The 18,376-nt window shown below is 42.8% G+C and carries 13 protein-coding genes and 1 pseudogene; 12 read left to right on the top strand and 2 right to left on the bottom strand.

Annotated features, from left to right (window positions below; translation table 11 throughout):
* The first annotated feature begins 292 nt into the window (after positions 1–292).
* The 11 genes and pseudogenes from kdpA to ACI3E5_RS16690 all read left to right on the top strand — a co-directional run bounded on the left by kdpA (position 293) and on the right by ACI3E5_RS16690 (position 15,202).
* The gene (gene kdpA, locus ACI3E5_RS16740; protein ID WP_498822113.1) at positions 293–1,969 is read left to right on the top strand and encodes a potassium-transporting ATPase subunit KdpA; all 1,677 of its coding nucleotides are present in this window, start codon (positions 293–295) and stop codon (positions 1,967–1,969) included.
* A gap of 12 nt (positions 1,970–1,981) precedes the next feature.
* Positions 1,982–4,012: a potassium-transporting ATPase subunit KdpB gene (gene kdpB / locus ACI3E5_RS16735; protein ID WP_074931905.1), complete on the top strand. Its 2,031-nt coding sequence runs from the start codon at positions 1,982–1,984 to the stop codon at positions 4,010–4,012.
* Positions 4,013–4,053: 41 nt separating this feature from the next.
* The gene (locus ACI3E5_RS16730; RefSeq protein WP_231472434.1) at positions 4,054–4,590 is read left to right on the top strand and encodes a potassium-transporting ATPase subunit C; all 537 of its coding nucleotides are present in this window, start codon (positions 4,054–4,056) and stop codon (positions 4,588–4,590) included.
* Positions 4,591–4,602: 12 nt separating this feature from the next.
* Positions 4,603–7,203: a DUF4118 domain-containing protein gene (locus ACI3E5_RS16725; RefSeq protein WP_498822114.1), complete on the top strand. Its 2,601-nt coding sequence runs from the start codon at positions 4,603–4,605 to the stop codon at positions 7,201–7,203.
* Between the two features lie 11 nt (positions 7,204–7,214).
* On the top strand, positions 7,215–7,907 hold the full coding sequence (locus tag ACI3E5_RS16720; protein WP_498822115.1) for a response regulator transcription factor: 693 nt from the start codon (positions 7,215–7,217) through the stop codon (positions 7,905–7,907).
* Between the two features lie 219 nt (positions 7,908–8,126).
* Positions 8,127–9,149 (top strand): LacI family DNA-binding transcriptional regulator, encoded by a 1,023-nt coding sequence (locus ACI3E5_RS16715; RefSeq protein ID WP_142965745.1) that lies wholly within the window; start codon positions 8,127–8,129, stop codon positions 9,147–9,149.
* A 150-nt stretch (positions 9,150–9,299) separates the two neighbouring features.
* A pseudogene (locus tag ACI3E5_RS16710) lies at positions 9,300–9,401 on the top strand (carbohydrate ABC transporter permease); the annotation flags it as partial.
* 19 nt (positions 9,402–9,420) lie between these two features.
* Positions 9,421–10,731 (top strand): alpha-glucosidase/alpha-galactosidase, encoded by a 1,311-nt coding sequence (locus tag ACI3E5_RS16705; RefSeq protein WP_142965744.1) that lies wholly within the window; start codon positions 9,421–9,423, stop codon positions 10,729–10,731.
* 229 nt (positions 10,732–10,960) lie between these two features.
* The gene (locus ACI3E5_RS16700; RefSeq protein WP_008378725.1) at positions 10,961–11,800 is read left to right on the top strand and encodes a PRD domain-containing protein; all 840 of its coding nucleotides are present in this window, start codon (positions 10,961–10,963) and stop codon (positions 11,798–11,800) included.
* 95 nt (positions 11,801–11,895) lie between these two features.
* Positions 11,896–13,782 (top strand): beta-glucoside-specific PTS transporter subunit IIABC, encoded by a 1,887-nt coding sequence (locus ACI3E5_RS16695; RefSeq protein ID WP_498822116.1) that lies wholly within the window; start codon positions 11,896–11,898, stop codon positions 13,780–13,782.
* Positions 13,783–13,795: 13 nt separating this feature from the next.
* Entirely contained in the window at positions 13,796–15,202 is a 1,407-nt protein-coding gene (locus ACI3E5_RS16690; RefSeq protein WP_142965742.1) for a glycoside hydrolase family 1 protein, read from the top strand.
* 197 nt (positions 15,203–15,399) lie between these two features.
* Here ACI3E5_RS16690 and ACI3E5_RS16685 read toward each other — a convergent pair whose 3' ends face one another.
* Positions 15,400–15,831, bottom strand: coding sequence for a GNAT family N-acetyltransferase (locus tag ACI3E5_RS16685; protein WP_142965741.1), 432 nt, complete (start codon positions 15,829–15,831; stop codon positions 15,400–15,402).
* 284 nt (positions 15,832–16,115) lie between these two features.
* On the opposite strand from ACI3E5_RS16685, the gene ACI3E5_RS16680 reads away from it, so the two are divergent.
* Complete coding sequence (locus tag ACI3E5_RS16680) at positions 16,116–17,456, top strand: peptidoglycan DD-metalloendopeptidase family protein (protein WP_231472439.1); 1,341 nt, start codon at positions 16,116–16,118, stop codon at positions 17,454–17,456.
* A 76-nt stretch (positions 17,457–17,532) separates the two neighbouring features.
* On the opposite strand, the gene ACI3E5_RS16675 is transcribed toward ACI3E5_RS16680, so the two are convergent.
* Positions 17,533–17,901 carry an iron chaperone gene (locus ACI3E5_RS16675; protein ID WP_005225664.1) on the bottom strand — a complete coding sequence of 123 codons (369 nt, stop codon included), beginning with the start codon at positions 17,899–17,901 and terminating at the stop codon, positions 17,533–17,535.
* Between the last annotated feature and the right edge of the window lie 475 nt (positions 17,902–18,376).

The following is an 18,376-nucleotide window of genomic DNA, read 5'->3' as shown; positions in this document are numbered from 1 at the left end:
ATGTTTTTTAATACCTAAAATGAAAATGGGGCTGAAGAATCAATTCTGATTCATCAGTCCCATAAATTATAGAGCCGTTTTTTTTTATACCTGCTGTATTGCGGTTTTCTTGTCCGATAAGCAGCCGTATAAAGAAGATATAAAGATGCTAGCAGAAGATTTACACTATTTTTATTTCTTTTTGCGTATGCTTACGTCATGAAGGAGTGAAGAATATGAATCTTGTTTTAGGAATAATCGGAGTGATCGTAATGATCTATCTCTTTTGGTACTTGTTTGAGGGGGGAGAACGATGAGCAGCTATTTTGTGCAAGGCTTTTTATTTTTACTGATCTTACTAGCAGCAGCGGTTCCTTTGGGCTGGTATATCAAAGAAATCATGCAAGGAAAAACACCGCGGTTTGTCCGCTTTATTCAACCCATTGAACGGTTGACCTATCGAGTGATTGGTTCGGTCAGCAAAAAAGAAATGACCGCCAAAACCTATCTATTCTCCGTCTTGGCCGTCAGTGTTTTTTCCATCATCGGCTTGACCGGATTATTGATGGTCCAACATTGGTTACCGCAAGGGGCAGCCGTTGAGAATATGTCCTTTGACTTAGCATTGAACACAGCCGTCAGTTTTGTGACGAACACGAACTGGCAAGCTTACGCTGGGGAAGAAGCACTGACCAATCTTTCCCAAGCATTAGGATTAACGGTGCAAAATTTCTTATCAGCAGCAGTAGGACTAGCCGTACTGTGTGCCTTGATTCGTGGGCTACAGCAAAAACAAAAACGTACGGTAGGGAATTTTTGGCAAGACATCACCCGTTCCTTGCTCTATATCCTTTTGCCACTTTCATTGATGTTAGCGATCTTGCTCCTGTCTCAAGGTGTCGTTCAAACGTTCAGTAGCGGCGTGGAAGTCAATGGATTTGAGGGAGAATCCTTTTGGATGGCGCTCGGACCAGTAGCGAGTCAAATCGCCATCAAGCAATTAGGGACTAACGGCGGCGGTTTCTTTGGCGCCAACGCTGCTCATCCATTTGAAAACCCAACGATGTTCAGTAATTTTTTAGAAAACTTAGCGATCTTGTTGCTGCCAGCTGCTTTGATTTTTGCCTTTGGCTTTTGGATCAAAGAGTGGAAACAAGGACGTACGATCTTGATCACCGCAACCGTCTTTTTGATCCTGGCTTTTATTGGCGTAGTGATCAGTGAAGCTTATGGACCGCAATTCAGCCAAGTGCTTGGGAATGCCAATCTAGAAGGCAAAGAAGTACGTTTCGGTGTCGGTTGGTCGAGTCTCTGGGCAGTGAGTACCACCGCTGCTTCCAGTGGATCAGTCAATGCCATGCTGGATAGTTTCACACCACTCGGGGGTGCGATTCCGATGTTCTTGATACAGCTGGGGGAAATCATCTTTGGTGGTGTCGGCAGCGGACTTTATGGCATGATCGCTTTTCTATTATTGACGGTCTTTATCGCTGGTTTATTAGTCGGACGAACACCCGAATATATCGGCAAAAAAATCGAAGCCTTTGACATTAAAATGACGAGCATCGTTATTTTGACGCCATTGCTACTGACGCTTTTCGGGGCTATGTTGATGACCTTGCATCCTGACATCATAAGCTGGCTAACCAACCAAGGCGCCCATGGCTTTAGCGAACTGTTGTATGCAGCAACTTCCTTCAGCAACAACAACGGGAGTGCCTTTGGCGGCTTGACCGCAGATACTGTTTTCCTAAATAGTTTGGGTAGTATCTTGATGTTCGTTTCACGTTTCGTTCCCATCGCAGCCATTTTATATCTAGCAGAAAACATGGGGGCCAAAAAGAAAACCGTTCGTAATGAAGGAACCTTGTCAACCACGAGTCCAGTCTTTGTCACGATGCTGATCATTGTGATCATCGTGATCGGTGCACTGAGCTTTTTACCAGCGATGGCTTTAGGTCCAATCGCAGACTTCTTTACAACGAAATAGGAGAGAGAAAAAATGAAAAAAATCTATCAATGGGCGATCGGCGAATCCTTTAAGAAATTGGATCCTCGCCAACAAATCAAAAACCCCGTGATGTTTGTGGTTTATTTAGGGGCGATCTTGACAACGATTTTATGTTTTCAAGAACAAACGGTCCCGTTGTGGTTTAGCATCAGTGTGACCATCTTCTTATGGTTGACCTTGTTGTTTGCCAATTTTGCCGAAGCAGTGGCAGAAGGGCGCGGCAAAGCACAAGCGGATAGTTTGAAGCAAGCCAAAAAAGAAATCATGACCTACAAAGTCATGTCCTTGGAAGATGTAGCGAAAGAGGCTTTTATCGAAGTCCGTTCCTCCGATTTGAAAAAAGGCGACTTGGTGTATGTTCCATCTGGCGAACAAATCCCTGCCGATGGGGATGTCGTGGAAGGTGCTGCTTCGGTGGACGAAAGTGCCATCACAGGAGAATCAGCACCTGTCATTCGTGAATCTGGCGGCGACCGCAGTGCAGTCACGGGAGGAACGTTAGTCGTTTCCGATTACTTGGTCATCAAAGTGACCGCTGAAAATGGCCACTCCTTTTTGGATAAGATGATTGCGATGGTGGAAGGGACACAACGGAAAAAAACACCCAATGAGATTGGCTTGCAGCTGTTCTTAGTGACACTGACCATCATCTTCTTGGCAGTTTCCATCACATTGATTCCTTTTACCGATTTTAGCAGTCAGTTATCTGGTCGGGGAACGGCGATTTCCAGTGTGATCGTGATCGCTTTATTGATTTGTCTCGCACCGACCACGATCGGCGCCTTGATTTCCTCGATTGGGATCGCTGGAATGAGTCGTTTGACCAAAGAAAACGTCATCGCCATGAGTGGACGCGCGATTGAAGCAGCAGGAGATGTGGATGTTTTGCTGCTGGATAAAACAGGAACCATTACTCTGGGAAACCGCCGTGCCAGTGAGTTCTTGCCAGTACCGGGGGTCACCGCTAAAGAGTTGGCAGATGCAGCGCAGTTGGCATCTTTTGCCGATGAAACGGCAGAAGGACGCAGTATCGTGATTTTAGCCAAAGAAGCCTTCAATATTCGTGAACGGGAATTTCAGCAAGCCGATGTTCATTGGATCGATTTTAGTGCCAAAACACGGATGTCTGGGATCGACTATCGTGGTGATGAGATCCGTAAAGGAGCTGCGGATACGATCAAGCAATATGTGACGGCAAAAGGGCAGACCTATCCCACGGCATGTGACGAGATCGTAGAAAAAGTCGCTAAGGCTGGTGGAACTCCATTGGTCGTAGTGAAAAATGGCCAAGTACTCGGGGTCGTTTATTTAAAAGACATCGTGAAAAACGGGGTTAAAGAAAAATTTGCCGACATGCGCAAGATGGGTATCAAAACGATCATGATCACTGGGGACAACCCTTTGACGGCAGCTGCTATTGCCGCCGAAGCGGGCGTCGATGATTTCTTAGCCGAAGCAACACCAGAAAACAAAATGAACCTGATTCGCGAATATCAGGAAAAAGGGCATTTGGTGGCGATGACGGGGGATGGAACCAACGATGCACCCGCACTCGCCCAAGCCGATGTGGCAATGGCGATGAACACTGGTACGCAAGCAGCCAAAGAAGCGGGCAATATGATCGATCTTGATTCCAGCCCTACCAAATTACTGCAAGTAGTCCAAATTGGTAAACAGCTGCTGATGACCCGTGGGGCTTTGACGACCTTTAGTATCGCGAATGATATCGCCAAATATTTCGCAGTGATCCCTGTCCTGTTTTATGCGATTTATCCAGAACTTGCGGCGCTGAATATCATGAATCTTGGTAGTCCCTTAACGGCGATTTTGTCCGCAGTCATTTACAATGCAGTCGTGATCATCGCCTTGATCCCTCTGGCGTTAAAAGGGGTCAAATACCAAGAAAAACCAGCCAGCCAAATGCTGCGGCACAATCTTGTCGTCTACGGCCTAGGCGGCATCATCGCACCATTCATTTGCATCAAGCTAGTAGATTTGCTTTTGTCAGCTGTTCTGCTATAAGAAAAATCCATCAGAGTCAAGGAGTCATTTAGGAGGAAAACATGATGAAGAACACCCTCTTTGCCAGTATCAAATTTTTACTAGTTAGTACCGTGCTATTTGGCGGTCTCTATACATTGTTGGTCACCGGTGTCGGACAAGTCTTTTTTGCTCATCAAGCCAACGGCAGTCAAATCGTGGAAGATGGAGCGGTCAAAGGGTCTGAGCTAATTGCGCAACCCTTTGACCAAGCAGGTTACTTCCAAGGCCGTGATCAAACCGTTTCACAATTGTCGCCCTATGATCCGACCCAAAAAAAGACTGTAGCTGAGCGGACAGCGGCGTTACTGGCAGAAAACCCAACCCAAACCAGTGTGCCGATCGATCTCGTGACCGCTTCGGGTAGTGGCGTCGATCCTGATATCAGTGTCGAAGCGGCACTTTTTCAACTGCCGCGGATCGCTGACACAAGAGGCATCGATGAACAAACAATTCATGATATAATAAACAGGAATAAAGTAGCTGATCTGTTCTCTACGAGAGAATACGTCAATACCATGACCTTGAATCAGCAGCTCGATCAATTACCCGAGGAATAGGGGGAAGCATCTATGAGTGAAAACAACCAGCAGACGATCCCAGAAGAGATGCTGCTGCAAGCAGGCTTTGGCCCTAAACGTGGCAAACTACGGGTGTTTTTCGGTTTTGCTGCCGGTGTCGGAAAAACCTATACGATGATAACCGAAGCCCATGAGTGTTTGCTCATGGGCAAAAATGTGGTGATCGGCTATATCGAACCCCACAAACGTCCCGATACCAATCGATTGCTTGAAGGGTTACCACAAGTACCATTAAAGCAATACCAGCACAAGCAATTGACCCTTTATGAGCCAGATATCGATCGACTGATCCAACTAAAACCAGATATCGTCTTGATCGATGAGTTGGCACATACCAATCCCATTGGTGCGCGAAACAAAAAACGTTACCAAGATGTCGATGAACTATTGAATGCAGGAATCACCGTCTACACGACCATCAATGTCCAGCATATCGAAAGTCTGAATGATATCGTGGAAAAGGTCACGGAAGTGGAAGTCAGAGAAACGGTGCCTGACACCTTTTTCCAACACGCCAGTTTGCGGGTAGTGGATGTTGAACCAGACGAACTGATCGATCGATTGGAACAAGGAAAAATCTATGCTGATGAAAATGCCAAACGAGCGCTAAAAAATTTTTTTACGCCAGAAAAACTTGATCATCTGCGGGGATTAGCGATCCAAAAAGCTTCCAATCATATCAATCAAATGAACGGCGGTCGAAAACGAGTTCAAAGCAAGCTTTTGACCATCATTGATGATCGCTTGCCGAAAATGGCAGAAAAATGCATTCGTTGGACCGCTCGCTTAGCCCAAGGAGTCGGTGCCGAATGGACGGTCATCCAAGTTCGATCGTTAGATGATACACCTACCGAAGTGCCGTTGGCAGAGCGTTTGGGTGCAGAAGTCATCAACATTGAAGCGGATGACAGTTTTGAAACCATCGTAGAGTATGCCAAAATGACGGGTGCCAGTGACATTATCATGGGGAAACAGGTTTCTCAAAAGTGGTTCCAAAAATTGTTTGTCGAGGATTTAGAAGACCGCTTGATTCGCCGCCTTGATGACATTGAGATCCATTTGATTCCTTTTAAAGAAAAAATGCAGCGACCACGGCTGACGTTTTCGCAATTATTTGAAGGCGGCGGTCGAGATTTCACCTTGACCTTTGGGTTGATCATGCTCGCTACCTTAGTGACAGAAGGCATGCAGTACCTGCATTTCGGCGAGCAGAACTTGATGCTGGTTTACATCTTTTTTGTTCTCTTAGTGGCCCGTTACACGAGTGGCTATCTATGGAGTGCCATGGCATCAATTATTAGTGTCCTTTCTTATAACTGGTTCTTTGTCGAACCCTTGTATTCCTTGATGGTCTATAAAGCAGGCTATCCAATCACATTAGTGATCATGCTGATCGTTGCCTTGATGGTCAGTAACTTGATGGTTCGATTGAAGACCCAAGCAGAAAATGCCAAGGAAAAAGAGCATCAAATGGAGATATTGTATGAACTGAACAAACAATACATGGAAACGCGGAATGAGCAAGAAATCTATGAAAGTACGACCACCTATTTGGCACGCTTACTCCAGCGAGAAGTGGCGTTATATGACAGAGAAGGCCACTTGAGAAGTCTGCATTCTTCAAGAGAAACACTGTCTCAACTGACTGGTAAGGATGAGAAAGCCGTCGCTTTTTGGGTCGTGAAAAATCAAAAAGAAGCTGGTCGCGGCACAGATACTCTGATTGGTGCCAATGGGTTCTACTTGCCGATCGTTTTAAACGGCAAACCACTAGGCGCCCTTGGGGTAGAACGCAACGAGGAACATCAGTTGGCCAATAGTCAATTGAATTACTTGCGCCTTGTGATCACCCAAATCGCGACCGTGTTGGAACAAGTCTCATTAGCGAGTGAGAAAGAACAGATCCAATTAGAAAACGAACGGGAAAAAGTCCGCAGCAATCTGCTGCGTGCGGTCTCCCATGACTTGCGGACCCCCTTGACGACAATTTCTGGCATTGCCGAAACATTGAGTGAAACCGAAGGCGTGATCAAAAAGGAAACGAAACAAAAGCTGCTAGGAGACATCCAAAGTGAATCCCAGTGGTTGATCCGCATGGTTGAAAACTTATTGTCGGTGACCCGCATCAACTTGACCAATATGGCGGTCAAGCGCAGTGAAGAACCAATCGAAGAAATTATCGAAGCGGTTTTGACACACCTAAAGAAAGTCTATCCGCAACAAAAAATCATCGTGAAGATGCCTGATCAGCTGATTTTTGTCCAAGTCGATCCCATCTTGATCGAACAAGCCTTGTTTAATTTGATTGAAAATGGGGTTCGCCATGGAACCGCCGATACACCGATTTTCTTGCGAGTTTCTCAAGAGCAAGAAGTGGTCATTGAAATCGAAAACCAAGGGGAGATCCCCTTAGGACAATACCAAAAAATCCAAGCGAATTTGACCAATGACACCGAAGTGCCGGTGGATTCAAAAAATGGATTAGGTATCGGACTGAGTATCGTCAAAACCATCATCCATGCCCATGAAGGCAAATTAGCAATCGAAACGAAAGCAGGGAGTACGATCTTTCGTATTTATTTAAAGCAGTAAGGAGGGAGAACATGCAGCGACATTTTTTATTGATTGAAGATGATTCGAATATTGTTGATTTTATGGAGGTCGTCTTGCAAAGAGAGCATTACAACTTTACATCAGTCGGCACTGGCATGGAGGCATTGATGCTCTTGCAGGAAGAAACTATCGACTTCATCTTGCTGGATCTGGGCTTACCGGACATTGACGGCATGGAGCTGTTGAAAATCATTCGTAAGCGCATGAACACACCGATCATCGTGATCTCTGCCCGCAAAGATGAACAAGACAAAGTGCAAGCGTTAGACCTCGGTGCCGATGATTATGTAACAAAGCCCTTCAGTACCACTGAATTATTTGCCCGTATCCGCACGGCATTGCGGCACAAGGAATCAGCTGCCTTTAGCAGCAGCCCGATTCTCGTAAACAAGGAGTTAACGATCGATTTTGAGAAGAAAATCCTGTACAAGAATCAAAATGAGATCCATTTGACCAAAAACGAATACCGTATTATGGCAGTAATGTTCAAGAATTTAGGCAAAGTCGTCACTTACGATACCCTGACTAGCGAAGTCTGGGGACCTTTTGCAGCGGATGCACAAACCTTGCGAGTCAATATCTCAAACATTCGCAAAAAAATCGAAACCAATACGCTGCAGCCAGAATATTTGATCACTGAAATCGGCGTCGGGTATCGCTTGCGGGAGTATCCAGCAGAATAGCGGTCGTCAAAGGAAATAAGGAGGAAAAACGTGCAGCGGCTCTTTGGTCGCTGCACGTTTCTATTTTTTGTTAATTGCGAAAAGATGTTGAACTGATTGCTTCTCCATAAATTATTTGAAACTGTAGGTAAACAAGTAGGTTGGTTGTTAACTAAAATTTCTTTTCATTCTGATCATTTTGTGTTTATATCATAGTATAAAGTAAAAAAGGAGAGTATTATGGCAGGAATTAGAGACGTCGCAAAACGAGCGGGTGTATCGATCGCAACTGTATCGAGGGTGCTCAATGAAGATCCTACGTTATCTGTCACGCAAGAAACAAAAAATAAGATCAATGAAGCCGTGCAATTTTTTCACTATAGTAAGAAGAAAGTACCTGTGAAAAAAGCAATGAATATTGCAGTGGTATCCACTGTTTCGGAAGAAGCTGAATTAGAAGATCCCTATTTTCGGGCGATTCGTCGTGGCATTCAAGCACAAGCAGAACAAAATAAGTTTCGCATAAAAAAAACGTATTATATGTCTGAACGCCCCGTTGCCATTGAGGAGCTGAAAGAGTATCAGGGCGTCCTTGTCATTGGTCAAGTCTTGCCAACTTTTTTAGCAAAGATCGCAGCAGTCAATCCTCATATCGTCGTGATCGATGATCCTTCTTTGTCTTCAGAATGGGATGCGGTATATACGGATTTCTCTATAGCAGCAACCGAGCACTTAGAGCGTTTGTATAAAAAAGGGCATCGAAATATCGCTTTTATTGGGGGATATCGGGTACGTTTGGATGCATCCAGTGAGAAACATCAATCGCCAGATGATATGCGGATGAACACTTATGTGTATTGGATGAAAGAAAAAGGATTGGAAGAATACATCAATGTTTACCTAGAAGGATGGAACACATTAGACGGTATCAAAGCCACTGAGCAATTGCTTGAACAATGCAAAGAGAGCCTTCCTTCAGCTATTATGGTCGCCAATGATTCGATTGCAGTTGGTACATATCGCTCCTTGCAAAAACGTGGGTATCGGATACCAGAAGATATCTCAGTAGTCAGTTTCAACAATATCGAAGTTGCAGAATTTTTGACCCCATCTTTAAGTACCGTTGCCATCGATATGGAAGAACTGGGAAAAATTGCTTTACGGATGGTAGAAGAGCGGATCAAAGGCATTCGTCAAGTACCTGTTAAAATCATGGTGGCCAGTAAGATGATCGTCAGAGAAAGTGAAAAAGAAAGAGATTAATGTTCAAGGTAAACGAATTAATGTGTTTACCTTTTTATTTTAGTTAAAAAGTATTGACGAATTTATTAGTAAACAGTATATTTGTTTTGTGAAAAGAAAGCGGATACATAAAAAAACAGTGGATGAATTGTTTCAAGAAAGTGGCTCTAAATGGCAGGCTCGCTACTAGCGATTTGGCCCATGGTTGCTGTCTTTATCATTTTTCAACGTAAATTTATTGAAGGAATTGCCACTACTGGCGGTAAATTATAAAAGAATGGAGCAATAGAAAATGACAAAAATCACCTTTATCGGAGCAGGAAGCACTATTTTCGCTAAAAATGTTCTAGGAGATGCAATGTTGACCCCGAGCTTAGCAGATTCCCACATCGCCCTTTACGACATCGATGAGAAACGACTTCGTGAATCCGAGGCAATGTTAAAGACGATCAATAAAAATGCCAATCAAAACCGAGCGGAAATACAGGTCTATCATGATCGCAAAGAAGCACTAAGAGATGCCGACTTTGTAGTAAACGCCATTCAAGTTGGTGGCTACAAACCTTCCACCGTCATTGACTTTGAGATACCGAAGAAATATGGCTTACGCCAAACAATAGGTGACACGATGGGCATTGGCGGAATATTTCGGACGTTGCGTACGTTACCAGTCATGTTGGAATTTGCTCGAGAAATGGAGGAAGTTTGTCCAAATGCATGGTTGCTGAATTATACGAACCCGATGGCAATGCTGACGATGGGGGTATTGAAAGCAACATCCATCAAAACGGTTGGGCTTTGTCATAGTGTGCAAGTATGTGTTCCAGAATTATTCGAGCATTTAGGGATCAAAGAACAATATGATCTGGCTGACTTCCAGTGGAAAATTGCTGGGATCAATCATATGGCATTTTTATTGGAAATTACCAAAGATGGGGAAGATTTCTATCCAACGATCCGTCAGTTGGCTGAAGAGAAAGAAAATCCCCACCGTGATTCAGTCCGCTTTGAATTGATGAAACGTTTTGGCTATTATATTACAGAATCTAGTGAGCACAATGCCGAGTATCACCCTTATTTCATTAAATCAAAATACCCAGAATTGATCGACGAACTGGGGATTCCGTTGGATGAATATTTAACCCGTTGCGAAAATCAGATTCGCGATTGGGAAACGATGCGGGAGGATATCGTCGATAATGGCGATTTGACCCATAAGAGAAGTCGGGAATACGCCTCTTATATCATGGATGCCATCAAGACTGGCAATCCAACCGTTATTGCTGGAAACGTATTGAATAAAGGCTTGATCACCAATTTACCAGAGGATGTCTGTGTGGAAGTTCCATGTTTGGTGGATAAGAACGGCATCCAACCAACCTACGTCGGCGCTTTACCAACGCAGCTTGCAGCATTGAACCGAACCAACATCAATGTGCAAGAATTGACTGTCGAAGCAGCGTTGACCCTTGAGAAAAACAAGATTTATCAAGCAGCTTACCTCGATCCTCATTTATCATCAGAACTATCATTGGCAGACATTACCCAATTAGTCGATGATTTGATCGAAGCCCATGGGGATTATTTACCAGATTATCACTGATAAAAAGTGGACGCGCATTTTTTTTACGAATACTGATAGCGCCAACATTTCTTTGGTTTTTTTGAAAAGATATGGCAAAAGAGTTGTTGACAACCAAATTGGTCAAAGCTATAATCGGACTTAGGATTGCTACTGAAAAGGCGACACCGACAAAATATACACTAGCTTATTTATGCTCGGAGTGTATATTTTTGTCGGTTTTTTTGTCTGTTTGAAGGGGGGAGAAAAGATGAAACCAATCACGATCTACAATAACAATGCCGTCCTCGTGGAGGATAATGGCACAGAATGTGTAGTGATTGGCAACGGTGTTGGTTTCGGTGTAAAAGGCAGTGGGGTGATTGATCAAACGAAAATTGATAAAAAATATGTCTTAGATGCAGAATTTACCCAAAACAAATTTGGGTCGCTGATGGCAGGAATGGATGAACGGCATGTGATTCTGACTGCCAAAATTATTGAAGAAGCAGAAAAGGATCTTGCGCGAACATTTGATTCCAGCATCTATCTATTTCTTGGTGATCACATTAATTACGCAATTGAGCGTAATCTTAAAGGAGAAGCGATCACCAATGACTTAATGTGGGAAATCAAAAAATATTACCCACGAGAATTTGCAGCAGCAAAGCGATCGTTGCAGTTTATTGAACGATCAGAGAAGATTCGTTTTATTGAAGATGAAGCTGGCTTTATAGCTCTGCATTTTGTAAACGCTAGCTCAAGTTCACGCTTTAAAAATGAAACGATTTTTACGACAAAAGTAATTGCAGAAATTGTTCAGATCGTGGAGTATGATTATGGGATGAAGTTGGATGAGACGTCCATGAACTATGATCGATTCTTGACCCATATACGCTATTTTGTAAGCCGAATTTTTTCGGAAAGTAAAGAAGTAAAAGATGAAGCTGATTTATTGCAACATGTGAAGCAATTATATCCGAAAGCTTACCAAACTGGCTTGAAAATCAAGAAACATATTGCTGGTCAATATAAAGTGAAAATTACAGATTCAGAATTGTTATATTTTGTCATTCATATTAATCGAGTGACCACAAGAGAACTAGATTAAATGTTTTGTTACCGAATGGGCAAGACCAAATAAAGATTGAGCCAAATGTGGGCTTAGTTTTTATTTGGTCTGTTTTATTTATAAGGAGGAAAAAAATGACTAAGTATCAAGAGCTTGCACAGAATATCGTTGAAAATATTGGAGGAACGTCAAATATTGAGTCTGTAACGAATTGCATGACACGGTTACGATTCGTATTAAAAGATAATTCAAAAGTCAAAGAAGATCATCTTAAAGCAACACCAGGTGTTCAAGGAACAGCATTAAAAGGCGGACAATATCAGGTTATTATTGGAACAGATGTAGCAAATGTTACGGAAGAAATCAACAAAATGGGGAACTTTGGAAGTGATTCTTCAGAACCAACATCACCGAAAGAAGAAAAAGATATCAATCGAGTTTTAGGAGCGATCACCTCAATTTTCCAACCGATTATTCCAGCAATCTGTGGGGCAGGAATGTTAAAAGCTGTTTTAGCTTTACTTGTTTTCTTTGAGGTATTAAACGCAGAAGCTCAAACGTATCAGCTTTTAAGTTTACTAGCCGATTCAGCATTTTATTTTCTTCCAGTAATGTTAGCCGTAACAAGTGCACAATACTTTAAAGCGAATCCATTTTATGCAGCGGTTTTAGGCGCAATGCTGATTCACCCAGCTTTTACTGCTATGGTTGCAGCTGGTGAACCTATTTCATTTGCAGGTCTTTCTGTCAGAGCTGTATCCTATGGTTCGGCAGTTGTACCGCCAATTTTGATTGTATGGGCAATGGCGCACATTGAACGTTTAGCAAAAAAAATATCGCCTAATCCTGTGAAGATTTTTCTGGTCCCATTATTGGTTTTCTTGGTTACGGCTCCGTTAGCTTGGATCATTATCGGTCCACTAGGAGCATTAGTTGGTGATGTGTTATTAGTAGTCTTTGAATTCTTCAATGAACAAGCACGCTGGGTTTTACCAGTCCTGATGGGGGCGTTCACCCCATTTTTCGTCATGACAGGGATGCATTACAGTTTTATGCCTGTTCAACTAGCACAATATGCCACATTGGGCTATGGAACGTTATTAGGACCGGGAATGTTGGCATCAAATATTGCTCAGTCGGGTGCTTCACTGGCAGTAGCATTAAAAACCAAAGATAAAGTGATGAAGCAAACGGCTTTTTCGGCTAGTACTACAGCGCTATTTGGAATCACCGAACCTGCTTTGTATGGGGTGACGATGAAACTAAAAACGCCTTTATGGGTCGTGGTAGCCTCTGGAGGAGTAGCTGGTTTATGGGCAGGTTTGACCAACATGCGAACTTATGCATCAGCAACTGCAGGTGTTTTGGCGTTGCCAGTCTATTTAACGGATGATCTGTCAAATATCGTTAACGCAGTGATTTGTATTGTTATTGCATTCGCAATGTCCTTTGCACTTACTTTGTTTTTTGTGAATGCAGAAGGAAAGAAAAAAGCAGTAGTGTCTTCACAAAGTCAAACGTTAAATCCGAATCAGGTTGCTGAACCACTTCGACCATTACGGACACCTTTAGAGATCAGCAGTCCTTTGGCAGGGGATCGGTTGGCGACTCATGAAATTCCTGATAGTGTATTTGCCAATGAGATTATGGGGAGAACAGTGGCTATTCAACCTAAAAACGGTCAAGTAGTTGCCCCATTTGATGGTGAAGTAGTGACGATTTTTCCCACCAATCACGCAATTGGGATCAGAAATAAGCAAGGAGTTGAGCTGTTGATCCACATTGGGATCGATACGGTCGAACTTGATGGCAAAGGTTATACTGCAGTAATCAAAGTAGGAGATACCTTTAAAAAAGGCGATTTGCTAGTGACTTTTGATCCAGAATATATTACTAGTCAAGGATATTCAACAGTGACACCGATCGTAGTGACAAACACAGCAGATTTTACAGACGTTATTGTCCATTCTGAGGATGAAACCATCAAGCAGGGTGATGTTTTAGTATCGATTTTTGAATAAAGAGGGGACAAACATGGCAAAATTTCCAGAAACTTTTTTATGGGGTGGTGCGATTGCCGCCAATCAAGCAGAAGGTGCCTTCAACGAGGATGGCAAAGGACTTTCCATTCAAGATTTTTTATCAAATGGAGTCACAAAGCCACTAGATCCTGAACTAAATCTACAAAACTTAAAACTAGAAGGCATCGATTTTTATAATCGTTATCGAGAAGATATTCAAATGTTCGCTGAGATGGGCTTTCAAGTCTTACGATTCTCGATTGCTTGGACACGAATTTTCCCTAATGGCAATGAAGAAAAACCAAATGAAGCTGGATTGCAGTTCTATGAAGAGGTGATCGATTGCTGCTTATCTCATGGGATCGAACCGCTAATTACACTTTCTCATTATGAAACACCTTATTTCCTTACAAAAAGTTACGATGGTTGGCGTAATCGGGCATTGGTAAACTACTTTAATCGTTTTTGTCGGACTGTGTTTACTCGTTACCAAGGGAAAGTGAAATATTGGTTAACTTTCAATGAAATCAATGCGCTTTGGAATTTTCCCTTAATGGGAGCAGGAGTGATGACAAAAAAAGATTGCTTATCTAAGCAAGATCTCTTTCAAATAGCACATCACGAGCTTGTTGCCAGTGCCCAAGCAGTCAAAACCGCCCATGAAATTGATCCACAGATGCAGGTAGGGAATATGGTGTTAGGGATCTATAATTATCCGATGACTTCAAACCCGAAAGACACCTTGGCTGTTTTGGAGGCGGATAAAAACTTAAACTATTTTATGGATGTTCAAGCTCGTGGATATTATCCTGATTGGATCAAAAGAGAATGGCAGAGGTATAATGCAACTATCGAGATGGAACCTGACGATCTCGAATTATTGAAAAATACCGTTGATTTTATATCGTTTAGTTATTATATGTCCCGATGTGTTTCTGCTACGCCTGAAAAGTACCAACAGGGAAAAGGAAATATGACAAACGTTCTAAAAAATCCCTACCTTGATGAAACGGAGTGGGGATGGGAGATTGATCCAGACGGATTACGTATTCTCTTGAACCGTTTTTCGCATCTCTATCAGTTGCCACTTTTTATCGTTGAAAATGGTTTAGGTGCTGTTGATCAGTTAATTGAAATTGACGGAGAATTAACCGTTGTTGATGATTATCGCATCAATTATTTAAATGATCATCTATCAGCCGTTGCTAAAGCCATCGATGATGGTGTCAATGTATTGGGTTATACCATGTGGGGGTGTATTGATTTAGTAAGTGCTTCGACCGCAGAGATGAAAAAGCGTTATGGGTTCATTTATGTAGACCGAAACGATGATGGAACTGGTTCACTTAAACGGTATCGAAAAAAATCCTTTGATTGGTATCGCGAAGTCATTGCCACCAATGGGGGAATCCTTCGTTGAAATACCGCTAGTAAATAAAGAAAGCATTGCCGATTCAGCAAATGGAAGGCAATGCTTTTTGTGTTTAATGTGTCCATTGATTCAACGGGTAAGCCGATCACTGGTTTTACAGCTTTGATTAACTGGAAATCTGTTCATCAGCGGTTATGGTCGTACGATTGATTAAAAGGAGAAAAGGCAGGTGAAAAAGAGAAGCATCAACGATGCCATTCCATGGTGTTTTCGATCTCATTGGTATCAGAGTCCAGTTGTTCAGAAACGAGGGTAAAGCCGTTTTTGAGATAAAACGCAATAGCAGCTGTATTTTTTTGGTAGACATTCAGAGTCAACTTCTCGTGTTCTGCTTGTACTTTTTGTAATAGCTGCTTGCCAATGCCGTGGGCACGATAGTCTTTCAAAACGAAAATACCAGCGATATAATCATCCAACATCCCGATGAAGCCAACGGGCTGATCATCCACCGAATAGATGTAGATAAGGGCATCGGCAAAGGCTTTTTTCACAAAGTCATAGTTATCTTGCCAATGGGTAGCTGAAATAAAGTCATGAGCATCCAAATTGCTTTGCAGCCAAATCTGGGCGATAGTTTCTAACTCAGAATCAGTAAATTGGGTCACTTGTTGTATCATGAGAACCTCCGTTTTTTTATTCAGTATAGCATAGGACCACTGCTGATTACTGCAAATCGCGGTTTTTTCGTAGGCAATCGGACAGGAGATGAACCAATTGACAAGTAACGAAGGTTAAATGGCGAAGAAAAGCAATCTTTTTCGTTGAAATATTCTAACAACTTTGTTTCAGCTAGATGTCAATTTCTTGCAGCCAGATGTTATTTGTGTGAAAACAGCCCCAAGAGTGACATCTTTCGGTATGCTAGAGAAAGCGATAAGACACATCTAGTTAAGGAGAAAAAATGAAAAAGACACTTTTGGTTGCAAGTTCACTTGTTTTGCTGACGCTGCCTGTCGTGACGGTATCCGCAGACAGCTTTGATCAGAAGATCCAGCAGCAAAATGAAAAAATCAATGACATAAAAAATGAATCCACCTCATTAGAATCGCTGAAACGTTCTACAGAGGCAGAGATTCAATCGATTGAAGGAGAAATCCAAGCAATCCTACAAAAGAAAACGACGACGGAAGAAGAAGTCAATGCCTTGGCACAAGAGATCCAAGTCCTTGAAGAGAAAATTATCAAGCGCACAGAAGTACTGGCGAATCAAGCGCGTGACATTCAAACGTCGGAACCTTCCAATCGTTTGTTCCAAAAAATCGTTGATGCGGAGTCCATCGGAGAAGCTATTCAACGGGCGATCGCTTCAGTAACGATCATGAATGCCAGCAATAGCATTGTCGAACAACAGCAAGAAGATATCGCAACGAGCCAGAAATTGGAAAAAGAGTTGCAGGAACAATTGGTTGCGATCGAAGAGCAGTCAAGCGCATTGCAAGGAAAACAAGCGGAATTAGCTGATGTCAAATTGAATCAAGAAGTTGCACTAGCCGACCTTGCCTTGGCGTTGAACACCGAAGAAGAGAAAAAAGACCAATTGGAAGCGGACAAAGCAGAAGCACAACGGCAAAAAGAAGCAGCGTTGAAGCAACTGGCTGAGCAAGAAGCACAAGAAGCAAAAGCGCGCAAAGAAGCAGAAGAAGCAGCAAAACGCCAGCAAGCAGCAGAAGCCAAGTCAGCTGAAACCGCCGAAAGTCCTGCCGTTCAACAAGCAGCAGTGGCAGCAGCGCAGCCGAAGACGGAAGCCGCAGTGTCGTCAGAAACATCGGTGTCGTCAGAAAAAACTGCAACTACGCCTGCACCCGTGCAGCAAGCAGCTGAGCCAAAAGAACAAACAAGCACAGGTGGATGGCAAATGCCAGTCGATTCGGTTCATATTTCGAGTCGTTTTGGGTATCGAACAGATCCAACAGGGGCATCAGGAAATCAACATAATGGCATCGACTTTACTGGGGGAACAGGAACGCCGATCTATGCGATTCAAGCAGGAGAAGTTGTCGAAGCGGGCTATGGCCCATCAACTGGTAACTATGTGATCATCAAACATGCCAATGGCGTTTACAGCTACTACATGCACTTTAGTACGCTGCCAGCTGTCTCGGTCGGACAAAGCGTCTCAGCTAGACAATATGTTGGCGGTATGGGAACGACTGGGAATTCAACTGGCGTCCATCTGCATTTAGGGATGTCAACAAGCTTATGGTCAGGATTCTTTGATCCGGCGCCAGAATTAGGCTTATAATAGACAGAAAAACCGCAGAAGCGAACAGGCTTCTGCGGTTTTTTGGTTGCTCTTCTTTTACAAAGTCTCAATTGGCTCAGCGCCAAAAACGGGTCATCTCCGCTTTGTCTTTCAGGTTGAAAGCGATCATGTCCTCAATCAATGCTTGATCGATCGGCTCAGTCCACTTGATGCGAAAAATGTTATCCGTATGGCTGTAACCGGCGTTTTCAATGGCATCGGCAAACTGTTCAAGACACTTGGTTTCAGGGGAGACAGAAAAATGCGGTTTTGAAACGCTGAAACCGATAATAAAGGTCTCATGGGCGGTGAACATCGGCTGATTCCACTTGATGACTGGAACGAGGTCAGGAAATTTCTTGGTAATAGCGGCAAATAAGGCACGCAGTTTTTCTTGCTTTACTGGATCTTCAATGCTGGTTAAGTAAGTTTCTAATACATCCATTGGGAGGATCTCCTTTCGTTTTAAGGAACGAGTACAGGGAATGTCGATCACTAAAAATAACGCGTGTTCGAAATCAAACATTTTGTTACTTAGAGTGTACTGTAAAGTTAGCAAGTTTACAAACCTGTTGCCTTGTTTGGGGGATAAAGCCTTCAGGAACAAACACTGTTTGCAAAAACGAATGCTAAAAATAACTTTTTTCTATTCGAACAAAAGCCAAGAGTCAGAAACATTCCCTCATTATCCTGCAAGGTTCCTTGAGATCAGCTTAACTTTTCAGAAATAACGAATGAAAAAGCAGGTTATTTTCAGAGAACACTTTCAAAAAGAAATCGGTTGCATTCAACAAGAATTCTGCTAAAATATAACTTGTTCGAACAAGTTGTCGAGCGAAAGCAAAAAGAAAGACTAACTATATAGAGTCAAGTGAAAATTAGCTAAATCAAAAAAATATTTTATAACAGTTAAGTCCAAA

The sequence above is a fragment of the Candidatus Enterococcus avicola genome, from assembly GCF_047470845.1.
Taxonomy (GTDB): Bacteria; Bacillota; Bacilli; order Lactobacillales; family Enterococcaceae; genus Enterococcus_D; species Enterococcus_D casseliflavus.
Note: the sequence above shows the minus strand (reverse complement) of the source record. Positions and strands in the feature narration are given on the sequence as shown.